This is a genomic window from Maridesulfovibrio sp. (assembly GCF_963666665.1).
Taxonomy (GTDB): Bacteria; Desulfobacterota; Desulfovibrionia; order Desulfovibrionales; family Desulfovibrionaceae; genus Maridesulfovibrio.
The window spans coordinates 2606004-2624914 of the sequence record NZ_OY762999.1; the positions used below are offsets into that span (position 1 = coordinate 2606004).

An 18911-nucleotide genomic window follows, 5' to 3' on the forward strand; every position below is an offset into this window, starting at 1 on the left:
AAATTTAAAAAAGGGGGCGGGCAGCCCCCTTTCATTACACATCAAGAAAACTTATTTCTTGGGGTGGCAGTCGCCGCACTTGGTGGGGCCAGTTGCCTTTTTAGCTTTCTTCATAGCCTTATGACAGCCTACGCAGCTAGTGTCAGACTTAGAGTGGAAAGCGGAGTAAAAAGAAGTGGGCTTCTTTTTACCTTCTTTGCTGGTGTCTACGTGACAACCTTCAACGGAACAGTTTTTAATCTCAGCCTTACCGTCCCACTTGTGGTGACACTTTGCACAGTCGAGTGCTGCGTGTCCCTTGTGAGAAAAAGCAACCGGGCCCTTGGTCATTTTAGCGCCAGCAGGAGCTTTCAGAACCATGTCGCCGGGTGCATCAACAGCATACAGGCTGGGAAGAGCAAATGCGCAAACCAGAGCAGCTGTTACCATGCTGATAAGCAGGGTCTTTTTCATCCTCAGTTCCTCCTTAGAATAACGTTAACCTAATTACAGTCTTCTTGTGGATTTAATTTAGATAAAAAACCATGTCAAGCATGCTAAAAAAATCTACTGATTAAAATTAGCGGTATCAAATAGTTATCCAGCACTTAATCAGATGTCATACTTGTTGGCATAACCACGGGGAGTGAGCATTTTCCCCGCCACCTCACGAGTGGAAGAATTGCCAATAATCAGAACAGTTTGCATATCAACATCATTCACATCAAGGGTATCCAGCGTTACCACCCGCACCTTTTGATCTTCACGGTAAGCCCGGTTCACGATGCCTAGCGGAGTTGTCCCTTTACGATATTTTTTTAAAATTTCAACAGCTTCACCAAGGTGACCAGAACGCTTTTTCGAACGAGGATTATAAATTGCTATCACAAAATCAGCCAAAGCTGCCGCTTCAAGCCTCTTTTCGATCTTTTCCCACGGGGTAAGCAGGTCACTGAGGCTGATGGATGCAAAATCGTGCATCAACGGAGCGCCGAGCAAGGCAGCAGCAGCAGTGAAAGCAGGTATTCCCGGTACTACTTCAAAATTAACCTTATCAAACAGCTCCCCTGCCTCAAGCAACTCCATAACCAGCCCGGCCATGGCATAAATACCCGGATCACCGCTGCAAACCATGACCACATTACGTCCGGCAACTGCAGCTTCCACAGCCTTGCGGCAGCGTTCCACCTCGGCCATCATGCCTGTGGAAAGGACTTCCCGGCCTTCGAGCAACGCCGGCGGGACCAGTTTCACGTATCCGGTATAACCGACAACAGCATCCGCTTCCTCAATAGCCTGCCTTGCCTGCGGAGCCAGCAAACATTCATCTCCGGGACCAAGCCCGATCACTTTAATACAACCTTTACTCATATTTTCTTCGCTATCGCTGCGGTCACCCGCGCGCTTTTGGTCTTGGGAACCAGAATCAGCTTAGCGTTTGCCAGCTTCATTGCCGCTGCTTCGCAGACACCGTTAACTCCCATATGTTTCATCACCATACCCGAAGGATTGGCTACCTCAATTTCATCAAGCTCAGCCGCACTGAAAAATATCAAATCCAGCCCTAAAATATGTGCAGCTTCAATCATCCCTGCTTCATCATTCTTAGCATCTATTGAGCCCATACTGCATATAGAATCAAGAGCAATGCCATTATCCCCAACAACACTGCGAATCAACTCTAGGATTTCATCCGCAGGCACCCCGCGCCTGCAACCTACACCAAGGGTCAGGCATTGCGGGTAAAGGGCCAGCACCCGCTCCGGTAATTCGTGACGTCGCCAGTCCACAACAACACCGCAACGAGACTCGGACAATACCGCAAAATCGTCCACCGCATAAAAATAATCTTTAAAAGCGGAGATCTCCAAAACCCCGTCAGGATCATAGACCGGGACCTTTTCACCATCCAGAAAAGCTGCATTAATATGCTTAATTAAACTGATATCACCAATGACCAAATTCTGATCACGGGCAATCAAGTCCACGGACGGCACTCCTGCACAATCTGTAGCTGTAGTAATCACCGGGGTAGCTCCGATTTTATCACCGATCAGTCGCGCAAGCTCATTGGCCCCGCCCAAATGACCGGAAACCAGACTGATTGCAAACTCCCCCTCCTGATCCACAACAACCACGGCCGGGTCCACATCCTTACTTTTCAAGTAAGGAGCTATCATGCGTACCACAATTCCCGATGCAGCTACGAAAACATGGGCTTCATACTCAGAGAACTTATCGGCAACTGTATCTTTGAGGGAAGTAAAAAGGATGTCTGTGTCTGCGGCATAACGCTCCAGAACATAGCTGTCGGCCCTCAACGAAGCTGCAAGCTCGTGGGCTTTAACCGCTCCCTTGGCAGTTAAGGCATATATTGCTGTTTTCGCAGACATGTTTTTCCTCCTGGGATACACCATTCAATTACGCAAAACTCAGAAAAAAAGAAATCCGCAATGTTTCAATCACTATTGCGGACTTTGTTGGCAGACAAATTTAATTTGAAACTGCGAAGCATAATAAAAAGTTTTGAAGGGATGGGGTCTGGGGAAGAGAAACTTTTCCCAAAAGTTTCCCTTCCCCAGCCGCCGGAGGCTTCTTAGCCTTTAAAGCTTTTCACAGCTTCCAGAGTTGCTTCGTAATCTGCTTCGCTGTGGGCGAAGGAAGTGAAAGTACACTCGAAGCTGGAAGGTGCGAGGTTCACGCCATGCTCACGCATGTGACGATAGAACTTGGAATAAAGCTCAGCATCACCGGTCTTGGCGGACTCGAAATCAGTTACTTCCTGATCAGTGAAGAACAGGGTAAATATGGATGCAATATGATTCAGGCTGACTTTGAAACCGTTGGCTTCCAAAGCTGCTTTCATATCCTGCGCAAGCTTGAGGGTACGCGCTTCAAGAGCATCATAGTCCTGCTGCTGCAAAGAACGCAGGGTAGCAACACCTGCTGCCATGGCAACGGGGTTACCGGAAAGTGTGCCAGCCTGATAAACATCACCGCAAGGTGCAATGCGGCTCATGTATTCTTTTTTACCGCCGTAGCAGCCTACAGGGAAACCGCCGCCGATAATCTTACCGAGAGTGGTCAGGTCGGGGGTAACTTTAAAACGGGGTCCTACTCCGCCGGAAGTCACCCGGAATCCGGTGATAACTTCATCGAAAATAAGCAGTGCGCCGTGCTCGTCGCAGAGTGCGCGCAGACCTTCAAGGAATCCTTCCTTGGGCAGAACGAGACCCATGTTACCTGCCACAGGCTCAACGATGATTGCAGCGATGTTCTGACCTTCTTTTTCAAAGACGGCTTTAACTGCATCGAGGTCGTTGTATGGAGCAAGCAGGGTATCTTTTACAGTTCCTTCGGGGACACCGGGGGTGCCGGGAATGGAAAAAGTTGCCACGCCGGAACCTGCACTTGCGAGAAAGCAGTCACTGTGACCATGGTAGCAGCCTTCGAACTTGAGAACTTTCTCACGGCCGGTAACGCCGCGGGCGAGACGCAGTGCGGACATGGTTGCTTCGGTACCGGAGTTAACCATGCGTACCATCTCGATGGAAGGAACCATTTTAATGATCTCTTCTGCCAGCTCGATTTCACCGGGGCAGGGAGCGCCGTAGCTTGCACCCATGTCTACAGCCTTATGAGCAGCTTCTTTGATCGCTTCATAGCCGTGACCGAGCATCATCGGGCCCCAGCTCATGACATAGTCGATAAGTTCCTGACCATCCACGGACCACATGCGGCTGCCTTCAGCCTTTTCGATGAAAAGAGGATCGCAACCAACAGATTTGCAGGCGCGGACAGGGCTGTTTACACCGCCGGGCAGCAGTTCCTGTGCCTTATTAAAAAGTTCAGATGATGAAGCCATTTCGAAATTCCTTTTGATGCGCTACGCGCTTTTTAATTGATAAATTTCGCCACTGGAGGGCGGTATACTCTACGGGTAAGTTGAGTTTTTGAGCCCCGTATTAAATTTATTTTTCTTCAAAATAGACCATTGAGGTCTTTTTCAACTCTTTGAGACTGCGCAGGATGCAGTGATCGGTAATCCCGGTCTGCTCCATGAGTTCGGCTACTACATTTTTACAATCATCCGCGGCTTTGCCGTGGATCATTGTGTAGAGGTTGTACGGCCAATCTTCGTAAGTGAGTCGCAGGTAACAATGGCTGATTTCCGGACGTGCGGCCATGAATTCGCCGACCTTTTCCGGATCCTGATCTTCAGTAACCCGCCACGCAACCATGGCATTTGCGCCATATCCGGCCTTCTGGTGACGGAGAGTTGCTCCGAAACGACGGATGATCTTGTCATCCTTAAGACGACTTAAAAGGTCCAGCACTTCCTGCTCGGAACAGCCTACCTGCTCGGCAATGTCTGCATAAGGAGTTGCACTCCAGGAAAGGTTGGTTCCCGCCAGCGCCAGAATATTATGCTCAAGTTCAGTAAATTTTTTTGCCATATCCCATCCTTGGTCTTTTCTTTGGTCAGCCCTTGATACCCGTATATTGTTTGATCCTCAAGTGCTGAGACAGAAATATTTCTTTTGTCCGGCCCGCCCGAAGAAGACACTTCATTTTTTGACTTAAGTCATAGATTAAAAATCACAACCATGAGATATTGGCAGTAGTGCAATCTTTTTATTTTCAATCAAGGAGGTTTGGTGGTTCTGATTTATTCTATGGAATTAGTATCTTAGAGATAACTCCTAACAGCATGGAGGTGACTGAACAATGCCGGTAAACCCTAAAAAGAAAGGGGAAGGCGGATTCAGTCGCAGATGGCGTTGGGGAGTTGTATCGGGATTCTTGATTGCAGTGGTTATGGTTCTCACGTCAGGTTACATGGTTAACGTCACAAACACGGACGTATTCTGCCAGACCTGCCATGCCATGAAACCATTCCGGGCCTCATGGCAAACATCCGTGCATGGGGGGCAGAACCCGCAGGGCTTCGCAGCACAATGCGTTGACTGCCATCTGCCGCACGGAAACTTCGTGGAATATATGACCACGAAAGCCTACACCGGAACCCGCGACATAATCATGAATCTCTACATCGACCCAGCCGAGTACGACTGGGCCGCCAATGCAGAGAAGAACCGGCTCAAATTCACCTATGACAATGCCTGCAGGCACTGCCATATAAAGCTTGAGCCAGTCGGTGTTAAACCGGGTGCTCTTCTCGCCCACCGGGCTTATCTCTACGGACAGACCGATAAGAAATGCGCAAGTTGTCACCCGCATGTCGGTCATAAAGACATGATTGAAATGGCTAACAAGTTCTTTAACAAGGACTTATGATTCCAACTGGGGGTAATCATGTTGAAACAGATGGTTAAAGTTATGACGATTGCAATGGCAATCGTGATGTCTGCAGCAGTATGTTTTGCCGCAGACGCACCTTTCCCCAACCTTGCACCGAAAGAACTGGTTGTGAAAAGGGGATTTTCCAAAGAAGCTACAAACTGTATTGAGTGTCACGCCAAAAAGACACCCGGAATCGTCGAAAACTGGAAAATGGGTAAAATGGCTCACGCCACCGTTTCCTGTTACGACTGCCATGTTGTTGAGAAAAGCTCACCCATGGCGAGCCAGTGTGAAGGTATTAAGGGAACAAACATTTACATTTCACCTATGGTGTCATCCAAAACATGTTCCCGCTGCCACCCGCAGGAAGTTGACCAGTTCCTTAAGAGCGGTCATGCAAAGCTGGCAGGCGCACCGGTCATAGACAACAAGAACTTCCAGAAACTGATGTACTACTATGAAGGCGGCGTCTTCATGGGTGTTAAGGAAGGCTCATTGCCGAGTATTTCTTCCCGCGCATCAGGCTGTCAGGTTTGCCACGGAACTCAGGTTGAACTCGGCCCGGACAACAAGCCTACCAACCTTACCTGGCCCGGCGGCGTTGGTACCCGCTATCCCGATGGTTCTATCGGAACCTGTACCGTCTGCCACACCAGACACCAATTCTCCATTGTAGAAGCACGCAAGCCCGCAGCTTGTGGCGCCTGTCACCTCGGCCCTGACCATCCGCAGAAAGAAATCTACGAAGAATCCAAACATGGCCAGTTCTTTGAAGCTCATGGCGAAGAATGGAAATGGGACAGTGCTCCCGACACTTGGCAGCCCGGCGACTATGAAGCACCGACCTGTGCTGTCTGCCACATGTCCGGTATCGGCGAACTCAACACCACCCACAACGTCAACGAACGTCTGAAGTGGGATCTCATGCATAAGAAGAGCGTGATCCGCAGCGGCGAACGCGGCGATGGCGAAAAGGGCGACAAGCTCATGCGTAAAGTCTGCGCAAACTGCCATGGCAAGACCCACACCGACGCTCAGCGCAAAGTCCTTGACGGCGCTGTAGAGCTCTACAATGCATATTGGGACGGCGCTGTGAAGATGAAGAAGGAACTTGCTGACAAGAACCTCCTGATCAAGGATGATCCTTGGAACGATGGATTCCAGGAACTGGAATACTATCTCTGGCACCATGCAGGTCGTCGAGCACGTCACGGTACCGCAATGAATGGTCCTGACTATTCACACTGGCACGGTTTCTTCCAGGTCTTCCAGATCTATAAGGACATGGAAAAACTCTATGAATACCGCATTAAAAACGGTAAAATTGAGGAACTGTCTCATGTAATGAGTACCGGTCCCCTCTAGGCCGCTTTGATTGTAATTAAGAATGCACGCTGCCCCCGGATGAAAGTCCGGGGGCTTTTTTTAGAAACGTTGAAAAACCTCAAGATGCTAAAAATCGAAACCAATCAGGACAATTCACCCACCACTTTCTCCAGCATCTCATCCGCTGCTGCAAGCACGTCTTTGATCTCCTGAGGAGTTGCATTATCGATATGGATTCCGCAAGCCACTGCGACAGTGCAATTACATGCAGTTGCCAGCGCATGTGAAATTTTTCGAGCTAACTCATCTTCTTTATGTCCGCAAACGGTCAGCAGGGAAACAGAGCTGTCGACCTTTTCCCGATCACGCAATCCGGCATGCGGAACTGCCAAGGCAACGGCACCGATATGCGGTTCATCCCCGCCGTAAAGGCTCACGTTGAGATCTTTGCCCATGCGCTCGATGGTCATGATCAAGGTAAAACGAGAAGTTGTTTTTTCAATACGGAGCATAATATTGTCCTTTTCTAGAAATTCCTGAAACAACATAAGGATATACGTCTGTCCCTATCCACGCAATTTTTCTTTTTCATTATCGATAAACCCCTTTCATTTTTGAACAGGTTGCCAAATTTTCATGGGAGAGGTAACTTATATTTGATTTCGAATTCACGCTGATTGTAACTGCCAAGGAGATAATAAATGAAAATAGCAGTAATCGGAGCCGGGGCATGGGGAACCACCCTTGCAAATACTCTGGCCAAAAAAGGACATGACACCCACCTCTGGGTCCGCGAACAAGAACTTTGCGACGAGATAACCAATACCGGATACAACTCGGTCTTTCTTCCTGATTTCAAACTTTCCCCGGACCTGAAATGCAGCAGCGATCCGCAGCAGGTTATGCAGGATGCGGACTACTTCCTTCTCGTAGTGCCCAGCCAATTCCTGCGCAGTGCCCTCGCTGACATGAAGCAGTACTTTCCGCAAAATCCAGCTGTTATCTGCGCCAGCAAAGGTATTGAACTGAATACCGGAGCACCAATGTCACAGGTGGTCTATGAATCATTGGAAGGGTTGAACCCAAGATTTGCTCATCTCTCAGGCCCCACCTTTGCTTATGAGCTAAGTGCTGAACTTCCGACCTCCATCGTGCTCGGCTGCGAAGATGAAAAACTTGCCGCTGAAGTACAGGATATTTTCTCTACCTCGTATTTACGAATCTACACCAACCCCGATTACCGGGGAGTGGAACTTGGCGGTGCCATTAAAAACATCATGGCTATTGCCGCAGGTATGGCCGACGGATTAAAATTCGGGCATAACACACGTGCAGCCCTGATCACCCGCGGAATTGCTGAAATGAGCAGACTGGGTGAAGCCATGGGCGCACAGGCTTCCACATTCATGGGACTTTCCGGCATGGGAGACCTTGTGCTAACCTGCACCGGCGACCTCTCCCGGAACAGGCAGGTAGGATTAAAGCTCGGTCAGGGAATGAAACTGAGCGAAATTCTGAAAATGCGTATGGTGGCTGAAGGTGTAAAAACAACTGAGTCGGTTTATTTTCTGGCAAAGAAATTGGGAGTGGAGCTTCCGATAACCGAACAGGTCTACAAAATCCTATACGAAGACAAAGATCCCGCCACCGCTGTTTGCGACCTGATGAACCGTGACCTCAAGGCGGAATAACTTAAGGAGTGTTTAATGAAAAAAACTCTTTTACTGACCGCGGCCTTGTTGATGCTCGGAGGATGCGGATCATGGCATAACCCGAATATTGCCGACCCGGCCAAAGAAAAGGAAATTTTTAAGATCGATCGGGAATTCTGCGAAAACCAGAACCAGCAGAATGTTCCTGTTGGAGCACAGACTGATGACGCACCACCGGAACCGACCACTTACGAAGCCGAGTTTTCGGAAAACTACGCTTATGAAACGACATTTGAAGAATGCATGCAAAAGCGCGGCTGGATCAAAAAATAGTAATTAATGAAAAATCCCCTTCGCAGTACTGCGGAGGGGATTTTTGCTTCCGCACAGCAGTTTGCTATGTTAAATATCGAATATGCCCAGCAAAATCAAACTACGACTTTTCAAGCAAGCTGTAATCTCACTGACTATCGTATTTCTCTTTATATCTCCAGCGACAAAAGCAGATGATTCTTCTTTGCTTGTTTCCGGACAAATGGACTGGCTTCCTTTTCTGATGAAAGATGAGGCTGGGAAAGTATACGGACTGATGTATGAGATATTAGAAAAAGCAGTCCATAAAAACGGATATACACTGGAATACCGCGACTTGCCGTGGAAACGGGCAGTCATTTCATTGGAAAAAGGAAAACTGGACATCATTTGCGGCATATTCTGGAACGAAAGCAGAGCACAAAAGTTCCTGTTTTCTCCGCCAATTTTGCGGAATGAACTGCACATCTTCACCAACAAACCATTTAAACTGGAAAAACTGATCGACCTGCAAGGTAAAACTGGAGACCACATAAGAGGTGGCAGTTACGGGGATATTTTTGACAATTTCATAGAGTCAGGCGAGGCCCGTTTCGTAGAAGTTACTGACGACAACACAGCCATAAACAGACTCGTTAGAGGATACTCGGATTTTTTCATCGGCACCTATATCGATACCAAGATCAAACTTTCAAAACGCGGTCTGGAGCAGTCCATAATAGCCCTGCCCTATGTTGTAGACACAGTAAATGTATATTTTGCCTATCCGAATAAGGGCAAAAAGTTTCATTTATATGAACAGATCAACCAGACCCTTGAACAAATGCAGCACAGCGGAGAAATATCCGGGCTAATCCAGCAATACTTCAATGGAACGGAAATTAATCCGCGAAGAGTGCTTTTTACACCGGAAGAACTGCGTGCCCCCTAAATCTGCTGTCGCTTAGCCCTGTACTTTTCAATCAGACTGATGGCACGGCCGGTAAGTTCGTTAAATTCGGGTTTGGTGATCTGGTCGTCCGCTTTGACCGCCTCACCCTTATGGTAAAGTCCCTTGGTTATCAAAGAAGAAAAAAGAATTACGGGCAGGCAGGAAAGGTCTGCATGTTCCTTGATATTTCTAGTCAAGGTATAGCCGTCCATCTGGGGCATCTCAATATCTGAAACGACAATATCAATTACGTTTTTAATTGAACCGCCGTCCTGTTTGGCTTCAGTATTAATTTCTTTAAGCGCATCCAAAGCTTCCTGACCGTTGGTGTAGAGCTTGACCTCAAAATTGGCGGATTCAAAATTTTTATTAAGCAGGGCACGCACTGAGACAGAATCGTCCACCAGAACAGCAGTCATCTTTTCCGGGGCCGTATAAACCTTACCGTCGCTCCGTTCAGCCATTTCAGGATCAAGTTCACCCAGAATGCGCTCAAGGTCGATCATGAGCACAAAACGCTCATCAAGATGCACTGTACCGGTAATGCAGTTGGTATCAAGATCAGCTATATACTTGTTTGGTGTCTTCAAATCTCCCCAGCCGATACGATGAATCTGAGTCACCCCGGTAACCAGAAAGCCTGTGATTACATTGTTTATCTCGGTAACAACGATAAGCTCGTACTCGGACTCCTTGCGCTCAATACCGAGCCAGACCGCCAGATCGATAACCGGAAGAATGATATCACGCAGGGACATTGTCCCGAGATAGCTGGGATGAGGCGCGCCTTCAGCTGCCTCGAGGCCGTCCGGAGCCTCGACAACTTCAAGCACTTTTGCCACGTTTATACCGAAATAGTCACGATCATCAGCACCACCGTCGACCTCATCTATAAAAAACTCAATAATCTCGAACTCGTTAGTCCCGGTATCCAGTAATATTTCATTATCCCGCATATGGTGACTCCCTCAAAAATCAATCCCGAATTCTGCCAGATTTCCGCATAGACTTATATTGTAAATCCCAACACGTACTATTTCAAGGTATTACCTTTTTTTTAAGAATAAATACACCTATTCTTGTTCTCCCAAAAACGCCAAGTCAATAAGCACGCCTTGTTATTGCTAGGATATACGTATTGATATACAACTGATGCAAAATATCGGGAATACAACTTAAGGGGTATTTATGTTAAAAAAATCCGGCCTTGTAAAACTCTTTTGTCTTTGTCTGTTCATTTTTTTATACGGTTGCGCCGCCCATGAAACCAAACCGACTGTCCCCATAACAGTGTTCAACCCTACCCCCGGATCATTTAATGTTCAGGTTGTGCTTTTCGATCTCAAGGGAAACGGACTTCCTCAAAAAGTTGAGGCCGGTGTGGTTCCGATTGAGCAGAACCTGATTCAAGCCCTTGAGGGAATAGGCTACAGCTACGATCCTGACGGCAATGCCAATTATATGATCGAAGCACGCATAGGTTCAATCTCCCCGAAACTTGCCGCCGCCGGAGAATCAGAGCGGGTCGGATTTGCATACGACGGCTTCTACGGTGATCCCTTTTTCGCAGACTACCCGGTGCTGATTAATGAATGGACCCCGGAGATACAGCGTATCCGCAGCGGTCCCAACTCCTGCTTCATTACCATGCAGGTTCTGGTCAAGGAATCAAAGGCCGGACGAGACTCCGTAGTCTACCATGGTACCCCGCGTCCCATGGAGGTCCCCTATGAACTGGGCTGCCCCTTTTCAAAGTGCGGCCAGGGAACCAATCAGGCACTCACTGCATACTTGCTGGAAGTTTTTTCAAAGTCAGCCCGTAATTGAAAAATATACAAACTTGCAAGAATTTAAACAGATCAATATACTCGCCCCTCTCAAAGTGAAGCGGAATCCCCTGTGCGGGGGGATGATGATTTTGTGCTGCAATTTTACTTTGCGGAAAGCAGCCGAAATCTCGAAAAAAAAGAATTAAAATTCAAGCTTTTGGATTAAGGGATAAGGGAAGGTAAGGAGTGGAGATTAATCGCCCGTGGCTGGATCACTATGATTCAGATGTGCCTCAAACCGTAAATTTTGTATATCGTCCGTTGTTTGAATATCTGGACCTCACAGCCGAAAAATGGCCCAAACGCAAGGCCATTGAATTCCAGAACTGGTCAATTAGCTATGGCAAGCTTCAACGCGAAGTTGAAGTGATGGCTGCCAACCTGCGCAAGCTGGGCATTGAACCGGGAGACCGGATCGCTATCATGCTGCCCAATACCCCGCAGATGATCATGACCTACTTTGCAATTCTCAAAGCCGGAGCCGTCGTTACTCTGACCAATCCGCTGTACATGGAAACCGAGATCGTCCACCAGCTTAGTGATTCCGGGGCCAAAATGCTGATCACCATTGATCTGCTCTGGTCCAAGATCGAAAAACTGCGCGACAAACTCTCGGTCCGTAAATATCTGGTCACCAGAATTTCCGACACACTCAAATTCCCACTGAACAGTCTCTATAAATTGAAATGCATGCGGGAGAAAAACTCCCCTAAAGTTCCCTATAACGACTCCTCAATTCTCAAATGGGATATCCTTCGTAAAGGTAAAGAACGCTACAGCGCTTCGAACATCAGGCCGGAAGACACCGCCCTGCTGCAATATACAGGCGGGACCACCGGCCTTTCCAAAGGTTGCAACCTGACCCACGCAAACCTCGGTGCAAACGTTCAGCAGTGCCACGCCATGCTCAACAGCCTTGGAGGCGATAAGGAAATTGTAATGGGTATCCTGCCCTATTTCCATATTTACGGCCTGACTGTCTGCTTGAACTTCCCGACTCTGCTCGGTGCAACCATGGTTCCCTTCCCGCGCTACGTACCTCTGGACGTACTCAAGACCATGCACAAGCTGAAGCCGACACTTTTCCCGGGAGCCCCGGCACTTTATATTTCCCTGCTCCAGCAGAAAGAAGTGGAAAAATATGATGTAAAGTCAGTTAAATACTGTCTGTCCGGTTCCTCTCCCATGCCGGTAGAAGGAATCAAACAATTCAAAGAAGTTTTCGGAGCAACCATTGTTGAGGGATTCGGGCTGACCGAGGCCTCTCCGGTAACTCACCTCAACCCGCTGAGAGGAAAGAAAAAGCCCGGTTCCATCGGCATGCCTTTGCCTTCCACTGATGCTGCAATTGTAGATATGGAAGTGGGCAGCGTTCAGCTTCCTCCGGGGAAAATGGGTGAGCTTGTTATCCGCGGACCGCAGGTAATGAAAGGCTACTACAATAAGCCGGATGAAACCGCGGGAACCCTGCGCAACGGCTGGCTCTACACCGGAGATATCGCCTATATGGATGAGGAAGGTTACTTCTACATTGTGGACCGCAAAAAAGATATGATCATCTCCAGCGGTTACAACATCTACCCCCGCGAAGTGGATGAGGTACTCTACAAACATCCCAAGATTCAGGAAGCTGTGACTGTAGGCCTACCCCACAAAACACGCGGTGAGATCATCAAGGTCTATATTGTACTTAAAGAAGGCCAAAGCATGGACCGCGCCGAGATCATTTCCTATTGCCGGGACAAACTGGCAGGATACAAAGTGCCCAGACAGGTGGAATTCCGCAGCGAACTGCCCAAAACCATGGTCGGTAAAGTCCTGCGTCGAGCCCTTCGAGAAGAGGAAGCTCAGAAAAAAAAGAATAAATAATTTATTTCAAAATATATCAGCAACTAAAGCCTGCCTGTAATCATTACAGGCAGGCTTTTTTATTCAGCCGTTTGACAGCCCATTAATTCCAGCGCATATTTACTAATAATTACAGCTGAATATGTCTAAAAAAACACAATTCAACATTCATTATACGAGGACCGCCGTGCCGGACAATCTCAAGACCGTAACTATGCAAAAAGGAATTCCCGGAACAATCACCCTGCTGCAAAAGGGAGTTTTTATCCATACGACTTCCGGCCTGAGTGTACGTGAATTCATGGTCGATGAAATCGGACTCAGTCCGGAATATGCCGAAACAAGGGTACGGGCAATTTTCGTGAACGGTTCACCTGTCGACGATATTGACGGAGTTAAAATCAAAGACGGTGACGAAATATCCCTTTCCGGCGCCCTTCCGGGAATCAGCGGCATTGCCATGTGCAGGGACACCCCCATAGGTGCATTCCGTTCCGATATCAGTGCCAAGGCTTCAGGAGTGGTGAATTCAGGAGAGGCTAAAATTCATCTCAAGCTATTCAACCTCATTGCGCAGGAAGCCGGTCCTACCCTGCTGAAAAAAGGCGTTGTGGTTGAAGCATCCCAAGTACAGAAATACCTGAAAGAGAATGCGCCAAATGGCCTTCCTCCTGAAGGCGGGCTGGTCCTGCTGAAAATTTAAAAAAAGTAGATTTTATTATTCCGATAATATACAAGCAGCCAAAATCGTAAAAACTTCTAACCTGCTATCGGAATATCACCATGAAAAAACTATTTTTAATTTGTATTTTATCCTTATTAACTCTGACAGGCTGCGCTGTAGGCAACAAATACGATCTGGCTAATGCAGTTCCTGAAGTTTCGCACTCCTCAAATAAAGAAGTCGCTTTAGGTGTGCAGGATCAGCGTGAATATGTGACAAATGGCGATAAAACTGAAAATTTCATTGGGCTCCAGCGCGGTGGATTCGGAAACCCCTTTGATGTCACAACCCAAAGCGGCAAACCTCTTGCAGAAGACATTTTAAATGCCCTTGCTGCCGGGATGGAAAAACAGGGTTATAAAATCAGTAAAGTTACCATCTCTCCCCTGACAAAGACTGAAACAGCTGTCTCAAAGTTATCAGCTGAGAAAAAGAGCCGTTCCATGCTCGTATCTATCCTCAATTGGAAATCTGACACAATGACCAATGTAGATATGCATTACGACATTAAAGCTACAGTCTACAATGAATCAGGCATGCGTATAGCCGAGACCGCCCTGCATGGCTCAGATAACTTGGGAGGCAATTTTATGAATCCCCCTAAACACGCTATGAAAGTAGTCCCAGAAGCTTTGGAAGAACAGCTTGGCCGGATAGTTAATTCTCCCGCAATTTCGGATGCCTTGACCAAAAATTAATTATTCACGCAAACCAACAAAAAAAGGGTTAGCCTCATCTGAGGCTAACCCTTTACTTTTTATATCTAAATAAGGACTGAAGAATTAATCCAGTCCAAGCATCTCGACCATGGCCTTCTTCATACCAGCGGTATCAATGCCAAGCTCATTGCGAAGCTCAAGCTGGGTTCCGTGCTCAATGAACTCATCGGGGATACCGAGACGCTTGATCTCGTGTCCGTCAATGGCATTGTTGTCCACCAGCAATTCAACTACTGCGGAGCTGAATCCGCCAGCCTTGGCATTCTCTTCCACAATAAGAATTTTCTTGAAGCGGGAAGCCAGTTCCAGAATCTGTTTTTCAGGCAGCGGCTTGATAAAACGGGCATTAAAGACCGCTACAGCCTTGCCGTATTCTTCATCAATCTGTTCCACAGCTTCAACGGCAGGCCAGACCCTTGAACCGACAGTGATTACCACCCCGTCAAAACCGTCGCGCAGCAGTTCACCTTCACCGATTTCAAGGGTGCTGGGGGTCTCTTCAAGAATCGCCCCGATACCGACACCGCGCGGATAACGCACCGCAGCAGGTCCATCAAAATCAATGGCAGTTCTTACCATACGGGAAAGCTCGGCCTCGTCCTTGGGAGCCATAAAGACCAAATTCGGAATATGGCGCATGTAGGACATGTCGAATACACCGTGATGGGTTGCACCATCGGCTCCGACCAGTCCGCCACGGTCGAGGAAGAAATTCACATTCAGGTTCTGCAGACAGACATCATGCACCACCTGATCATAGGATCGCTGCAGGAAAGTCGAATAGATAGCTACCGCAGGCTTAAATCCCTGAGTCGCAAGTCCTGCGGCAAAGGTCACTGCATGCTGCTCACAGATACCCACATCAACGAAACGGTCAGGAAACTGCTCGCGGAATTTATCGGTTCCGGTACCTTCGGGCATGGCGGCAGTAATGGCAACAATCTTGTCATCCTTTTCCGCCAGCTTACAGAGAGTATTACCGAAAACGTCGGTATAGGAAGGCAGTCCGCCCTTGAACTTCTTGGCACGGCCTGTCTCCGGCTCAAAGCTGCCCACACCGTGAAAATAGGTAGGATTGTCTTCAGCCGGGGTATACCCCTTGCCTTTCTTTGTCAGGACATGAACCAGCACCGGACCATCCATCTGCTTGACCTGTTCCAAAACATCGACCAGATCATTCAGGTTATGACCGTCGATGGGTCCAAGATAGGTGAAATCAAGAGACTCGAAAAGCATACCGGGAGTGAAGAAACTCTTAAAAGAATCCTCACCGCGCTTGGCATACATGGCCAGATCATCACCGATCTTGGGAATCTGCTTCAGAATGGACTCAAAATCCTTCTTGAAACGGTTCATCACCGGATGGGAAAGCTTGCGGCTAAGGAACGCGGAAAGAGCTCCCACGTTGGTGGATATGGACATCTCGTTATCATTGAGAATAACCACCATCTTACGCTTCATACCCCCGGCCTGGTTAAGCCCTTCAAAAGCCTGTCCTGCGGTCATGGATCCGTCACCGATAACTGCCACACAGTTACGGTTTTCCCCTTCAAGGTCACTGGCAACAGCCATACCGAGCGCTGCGGAAATGGAGGTACTGGAATGCCCTACGCCGAAATGATCATAGGGGTTTTCCGCCATACGCGGAAATCCGCTGATACCGTCTTTCTGGCGCAATGTATGGAAATTGTTGTAACGCCCGGTCAAAATTTTATGGGCATAAGCCTGATGACCAACATCCCATACCAGACGGTCCCGATCAAGGTCGAAACACTTGAACAACGCCAAAGTCAATTCAATTACCCCGAGAGAAGGAGCAAGGTGCCCACCGCCCACGGAAACGGTATTTATGATACACTGACGCAGTTCTTCTGCCAGCTGAGTCAATTGCTCATCGCTTAGCTCCTGAACCTGCGCAGGATTATTTATTTTCTGCAGAAGCTCATATTTGCCGCATCCGCAGGAAGAATCATTTTTACTCATATTCCAATGAACCTCACCACTGGTTTCAATATCTCTAAATTTAAGCAGCGTAACAGCAAACTCCCCAACTCCCTCTGGAATCCACTGCTTGGCGCACACTACTTAACACTGTTAACTTCGCAATGTATAAAAAATCTTTTACTGACCGAGCTTGATTTTCTTCTAGTAAACCCGATCCACTATATAGCGGGCCAGTTCTGCGAGAAACTCGGCTTCTTCACCCGAATACGGTGAAAGCAACTCAACAGCCTCATCAACATACTTGCGGGCCAGTTCCTTACTTTCATCAAGACCGATCAGGCTGGGGTAAGTGGACTTACCCTGCTCGATGTCGCTGCCCACAGGCTTGCCGAGGGTAGCTTCATCGCCGACAACATCCAGAACATCATCCACGATCTGGAATGCAACACCGATAAGCCTTCCGTATTCTTCTGCTCGTCTGACATCATCTTCAGACGCTCCTGCTCCTTTAGCCAGAATTGCGCCTGATTTACAAGCAGAAAGAATAAGAGCACCGGTTTTCATGGAATGCATGACTTTGAGTTCATCAAGGGTCACGCCTTCGCGACCGGTGTAGCTCATGTCCACAACCTGACCGCCGACCATGCCCGGGCTGCCTGCTGATTTCGCCATCAATGAAATGGCTTCGACAACATATTCAGCAGGAGCATCAGCTTTAGCCATAAAACCGAAAGCTTCGGTAAGCAGGCCGTCACCGGCGAGAATCGCTGTGGCTTCGTCAAACTTCTTGTGGTTTGAAGGCTTGCCGCGACGCAGATCATCGTCATCCATTGCCGGAAGGTCATCATGGATAAGCGAATAGGTATGAATCATCTCAAGGCTGGCGGCAAAAGGCATGACCGCCTCTTTCTTGGCACCGAGCATTTGAGCCCAGACCAGAACGAGCACCGGGCGCAACCGCTTGCCTCCGGCCAGCAGGCTGTATTCCATGGATTCGAGAAGATTTTCAGGAATCTCCATACCCTTAAGACATTCACCAAGATATTTTTCAACATCCGCAGCATGCACTGCGAGTTTTTCTTTAACTGTCATCCGCTGTATCCTCTTCTGTATCAACGTCAAAGTCTTCAACTTCGCCGCCAGTGACTATTTTTACTTCGTTACGGGCCTTTTCCAGCTGTGCGGCGCATTCCTTGGAAATAGTCTGGCCTTCCTTAAACAGGGCCACTCCTTCCTCAAGGGGTAAGTCTCCCTTTTCAAGGGCTGACACTATCGCCTTCAAGCGGTCAAGACGGTCTTCAAATGTTTTATTGTCTTTTGTCAAAAGATGCCTCCGGCGGCTCTCCGAGGGCCAAAGAAACTTTTGCAAAAGTTTCTCTGGACTCTTCAAAACCTTTTATTAGGCTTAGCCGCTTCGAGTTCTAAGAATCTTATTTTATTCCGAGCAATTGGTCGGTTGTTTTATAGAGGACATAGGCCGGATCAACCAGTTTTCCTTGCACAGATACACTCATATGCAGGTGCGGTCCGGTAACCCTTCCTGTGGAACCGATACCGCCGATAAGCTGACCGCGCTCCACTAATTCGCCTTCCTTAACATCTATCCGTGAAAGATGGAAATACATAGTGACCACTCCGCTGCCGTGATCAATATAGACTGAATTTCCAGCGTAGTAATGGTCGCCAACCAGCACAACCCTGCCGTCAGCCATAGCTTTAATAGCATTCCCTTTGGCTCCGCGGAAATCAAGTCCTCGATGCGGATTCTTAGGCTTCCCGTTCAAAATACGCTGGGCGCCATAGGGGCTGGACTGAGAACCTTTGGTCGGGCGGGTAAAAGGAACATACCATTTACGCTCAGGGCTCATTGATGCCTTGGCTGCGGCAACTTCCTTACGGTCCTGTGCGATCTTGTCGAAGACTTCCTTAGGCGGAGTGACCATTTTTTCGGGCAGAGTCAGCCGCTGGATGCGATACTTTTTCTTATTAACCTTAACGGTGCGCCCGAAAGTACGCTCCCTGCCTTCCGATACGGTTGTAATTACCAGCTTGTCCCGACCGGTTTTATCAGAAAGAACATCAGTGCCGAACATTGCCAGCGCGACGGAACGCCCTTTCCAGTTACGGATTTCAGGCTTCACGCTTTTGCCTTTCCATTTGATGGAAACAGACTCCAGCGGTTTATCAGAAGTTACCCGGACCAGAAACGGCTCACCAAGGCCGACCTTTTGAGGGTAAGCCAGAAACACCGATGCCAACGCGGTGGAGGCACAGAGCAGAAGCAGAATCAGGGTCAGAAGAGCAACACGAAATTGTTTGTATCCATTCATTTTAAATAATCTC

At 48.2% G+C, this 18911-nt stretch carries 20 protein-coding genes; 9 read left to right on the forward strand and 11 right to left on the reverse strand.

What is annotated here, in order from left to right; genetic code table 11:
* Positions 1–51: 51 nt before the first annotated feature.
* The 5 genes from ACKU40_RS11990 to ACKU40_RS12010 all read right to left on the reverse strand — a co-directional run bounded on the left by ACKU40_RS11990 (position 52) and on the right by ACKU40_RS12010 (position 4436).
* Complete coding sequence (locus tag ACKU40_RS11990; RefSeq protein ID WP_320173029.1) at positions 52–453, reverse strand: cytochrome c3 family protein; 402 nt, start codon at positions 451–453, stop codon at positions 52–54.
* Between the two features lie 138 nt (positions 454–591).
* Positions 592–1350, reverse strand: coding sequence for a precorrin-3B C(17)-methyltransferase (cobJ, locus tag ACKU40_RS11995; RefSeq protein ID WP_320173030.1), 759 nt, complete (start codon positions 1348–1350; stop codon positions 592–594).
* Positions 1347–2372 carry a cobalamin biosynthesis protein gene (locus tag ACKU40_RS12000; protein WP_320173031.1) on the reverse strand — a complete coding sequence of 342 codons (1026 nt, stop codon included), beginning with the start codon at positions 2370–2372 and terminating at the stop codon, positions 1347–1349. The genes cobJ and ACKU40_RS12000 overlap by 4 nt, the downstream gene beginning before the upstream one ends.
* A gap of 203 nt (positions 2373–2575) precedes the next feature.
* Positions 2576–3844 (reverse strand): glutamate-1-semialdehyde 2,1-aminomutase, encoded by a 1269-nt coding sequence (gene hemL, locus ACKU40_RS12005; RefSeq protein WP_320173032.1) that lies wholly within the window; start codon positions 3842–3844, stop codon positions 2576–2578.
* 106 nt (positions 3845–3950) lie between these two features.
* The gene (locus tag ACKU40_RS12010; RefSeq protein WP_320173033.1) at positions 3951–4436 is read right to left on the reverse strand and encodes an Lrp/AsnC family transcriptional regulator; all 486 of its coding nucleotides are present in this window, start codon (positions 4434–4436) and stop codon (positions 3951–3953) included.
* A 271-nt stretch (positions 4437–4707) separates the two neighbouring features.
* Here ACKU40_RS12010 and ACKU40_RS12015 point away from each other — a divergent pair, with 271 nt between their 5' ends.
* Both ACKU40_RS12015 and ACKU40_RS12020 read left to right on the forward strand, forming a co-directional pair.
* Positions 4708–5277: a NapC/NirT family cytochrome c gene (locus tag ACKU40_RS12015; protein WP_320173034.1), complete on the forward strand. Its 570-nt coding sequence runs from the start codon at positions 4708–4710 to the stop codon at positions 5275–5277.
* An 18-nt stretch (positions 5278–5295) separates the two neighbouring features.
* On the forward strand, positions 5296–6648 hold the full coding sequence (locus ACKU40_RS12020) for a multiheme c-type cytochrome (RefSeq protein ID WP_320173035.1): 1353 nt from the start codon (positions 5296–5298) through the stop codon (positions 6646–6648).
* Between the two features lie 104 nt (positions 6649–6752).
* Here the strand turns inward: ACKU40_RS12020 and ACKU40_RS12025 are convergent, their stop codons facing one another.
* Entirely contained in the window at positions 6753–7121 is a 369-nt protein-coding gene (locus ACKU40_RS12025; protein ID WP_320173036.1) for a hypothetical protein, read from the reverse strand.
* 189 nt (positions 7122–7310) lie between these two features.
* Here ACKU40_RS12025 and ACKU40_RS12030 point away from each other — a divergent pair, with 189 nt between their 5' ends.
* The 3 genes from ACKU40_RS12030 (at position 7311) to ACKU40_RS12040 (ending at position 9504) form a co-directional block, all read left to right on the forward strand.
* Positions 7311–8300: an NAD(P)H-dependent glycerol-3-phosphate dehydrogenase gene (locus ACKU40_RS12030; protein ID WP_320173037.1), complete on the forward strand. Its 990-nt coding sequence runs from the start codon at positions 7311–7313 to the stop codon at positions 8298–8300.
* 15 nt (positions 8301–8315) lie between these two features.
* Positions 8316–8594: a hypothetical protein gene (locus ACKU40_RS12035; protein WP_320173038.1), complete on the forward strand. Its 279-nt coding sequence runs from the start codon at positions 8316–8318 to the stop codon at positions 8592–8594.
* 82 nt (positions 8595–8676) lie between these two features.
* Positions 8677–9504 (forward strand): transporter substrate-binding domain-containing protein, encoded by an 828-nt coding sequence (locus tag ACKU40_RS12040; protein WP_320173039.1) that lies wholly within the window; start codon positions 8677–8679, stop codon positions 9502–9504.
* Here the strand turns inward: ACKU40_RS12040 and ACKU40_RS12045 are convergent.
* The gene (locus ACKU40_RS12045) at positions 9501–10460 is read right to left on the reverse strand and encodes a chemotaxis protein (protein ID WP_320173040.1); all 960 of its coding nucleotides are present in this window, start codon (positions 10458–10460) and stop codon (positions 9501–9503) included. The two genes, ACKU40_RS12040 and ACKU40_RS12045, sit on opposite strands and share 4 nt — an antisense overlap.
* 232 nt (positions 10461–10692) lie before the next feature.
* On the opposite strand from ACKU40_RS12045, the gene ACKU40_RS12050 reads away from it, so the two are divergent.
* From ACKU40_RS12050 to ACKU40_RS12065, 4 genes are all read left to right on the forward strand, one after another.
* A complete protein-coding gene (locus tag ACKU40_RS12050) occupies positions 10693–11331 on the forward strand; it encodes a hypothetical protein (RefSeq protein WP_320173041.1) in 639 nt (212 codons plus the stop codon).
* 188 nt (positions 11332–11519) lie between these two features.
* Complete coding sequence (locus ACKU40_RS12055) at positions 11520–13202, forward strand: long-chain fatty acid--CoA ligase (protein ID WP_320173042.1); 1683 nt, start codon at positions 11520–11522, stop codon at positions 13200–13202.
* 121 nt (positions 13203–13323) lie between these two features.
* Positions 13324–13884, forward strand: a complete 561-nt coding sequence (locus ACKU40_RS12060) for a hypothetical protein (protein ID WP_320173043.1) — start codon at positions 13324–13326, stop codon at positions 13882–13884.
* 80 nt (positions 13885–13964) lie between these two features.
* The gene (locus ACKU40_RS12065) at positions 13965–14603 is read left to right on the forward strand and encodes a hypothetical protein (RefSeq protein WP_320173044.1); all 639 of its coding nucleotides are present in this window, start codon (positions 13965–13967) and stop codon (positions 14601–14603) included.
* Positions 14604–14687: 84 nt separating this feature from the next.
* Here the strand turns inward: ACKU40_RS12065 and dxs are convergent, their stop codons facing one another.
* The 4 genes from dxs to ACKU40_RS12085 form a co-directional block, all read right to left on the reverse strand.
* Complete coding sequence (gene dxs / locus ACKU40_RS12070) at positions 14688–16607, reverse strand: 1-deoxy-D-xylulose-5-phosphate synthase (protein WP_320173045.1); 1920 nt, start codon at positions 16605–16607, stop codon at positions 14688–14690.
* A 162-nt stretch (positions 16608–16769) separates the two neighbouring features.
* Positions 16770–17660 (reverse strand): farnesyl diphosphate synthase, encoded by an 891-nt coding sequence (locus ACKU40_RS12075; protein WP_320173046.1) that lies wholly within the window; start codon positions 17658–17660, stop codon positions 16770–16772.
* Positions 17650–17892 (reverse strand): exodeoxyribonuclease VII small subunit, encoded by a 243-nt coding sequence (locus ACKU40_RS12080; protein WP_320173047.1) that lies wholly within the window; start codon positions 17890–17892, stop codon positions 17650–17652. Before ACKU40_RS12080 ends, ACKU40_RS12075 begins: the two co-directional genes overlap by 11 nt.
* Before the next feature lie 106 nt (positions 17893–17998).
* A complete protein-coding gene (locus ACKU40_RS12085; RefSeq protein ID WP_320173048.1) occupies positions 17999–18898 on the reverse strand; it encodes a M23 family metallopeptidase in 900 nt (299 codons plus the stop codon).
* Positions 18899–18911 lie beyond the last annotated feature (13 nt).

Excerpts from the sequence above, each read along its gene's own strand:
- ACKU40_RS12040 (WP_320173039.1), top strand. The coding sequence starts at position 8,677 with ATGCCCAGCAAAATCAAACTACGACTTTTCAAGCAAGCTGTAATCTCA.
- ACKU40_RS12000 (WP_320173031.1), bottom strand. The coding sequence starts at position 2,372 with ATGTCTGCGAAAACAGCAATATATGCCTTAACTGCCAAGGGAGCGGTT.
- cobJ (WP_320173030.1), bottom strand. The coding sequence starts at position 1,350 with ATGAGTAAAGGTTGTATTAAAGTGATCGGGCTTGGTCCCGGAGATGAA.
- ACKU40_RS12020 (WP_320173035.1), top strand. The coding sequence starts at position 5,296 with ATGTTGAAACAGATGGTTAAAGTTATGACGATTGCAATGGCAATCGTG.
- ACKU40_RS12010 (WP_320173033.1), bottom strand. The coding sequence starts at position 4,436 with ATGGCAAAAAAATTTACTGAACTTGAGCATAATATTCTGGCGCTGGCG.
- ACKU40_RS12085 (WP_320173048.1), bottom strand. The coding sequence starts at position 18,898 with ATGAATGGATACAAACAATTTCGTGTTGCTCTTCTGACCCTGATTCTG.
- dxs (WP_320173045.1), bottom strand. The coding sequence starts at position 16,607 with ATGAGTAAAAATGATTCTTCCTGCGGATGCGGCAAATATGAGCTTCTG.
- hemL (WP_320173032.1), bottom strand. The coding sequence starts at position 3,844 with ATGGCTTCATCATCTGAACTTTTTAATAAGGCACAGGAACTGCTGCCC.
- ACKU40_RS12060 (WP_320173043.1), top strand. The coding sequence starts at position 13,324 with ATGTCTAAAAAAACACAATTCAACATTCATTATACGAGGACCGCCGTG.
- ACKU40_RS12075 (WP_320173046.1), bottom strand. The coding sequence starts at position 17,660 with ATGACAGTTAAAGAAAAACTCGCAGTGCATGCTGCGGATGTTGAAAAA.
- ACKU40_RS12030 (WP_320173037.1), top strand. The coding sequence starts at position 7,311 with ATGAAAATAGCAGTAATCGGAGCCGGGGCATGGGGAACCACCCTTGCA.
- ACKU40_RS12025 (WP_320173036.1), bottom strand. The coding sequence starts at position 7,121 with ATGCTCCGTATTGAAAAAACAACTTCTCGTTTTACCTTGATCATGACC.
- ACKU40_RS11990 (WP_320173029.1), bottom strand. The coding sequence starts at position 453 with ATGAAAAAGACCCTGCTTATCAGCATGGTAACAGCTGCTCTGGTTTGC.
- ACKU40_RS12065 (WP_320173044.1), top strand. The coding sequence starts at position 13,965 with ATGAAAAAACTATTTTTAATTTGTATTTTATCCTTATTAACTCTGACA.
- ACKU40_RS12050 (WP_320173041.1), top strand. The coding sequence starts at position 10,693 with ATGTTAAAAAAATCCGGCCTTGTAAAACTCTTTTGTCTTTGTCTGTTC.
- ACKU40_RS12045 (WP_320173040.1), bottom strand. The coding sequence starts at position 10,460 with ATGCGGGATAATGAAATATTACTGGATACCGGGACTAACGAGTTCGAG.
- ACKU40_RS12015 (WP_320173034.1), top strand. The coding sequence starts at position 4,708 with ATGCCGGTAAACCCTAAAAAGAAAGGGGAAGGCGGATTCAGTCGCAGA.
- ACKU40_RS12035 (WP_320173038.1), top strand. The coding sequence starts at position 8,316 with ATGAAAAAAACTCTTTTACTGACCGCGGCCTTGTTGATGCTCGGAGGA.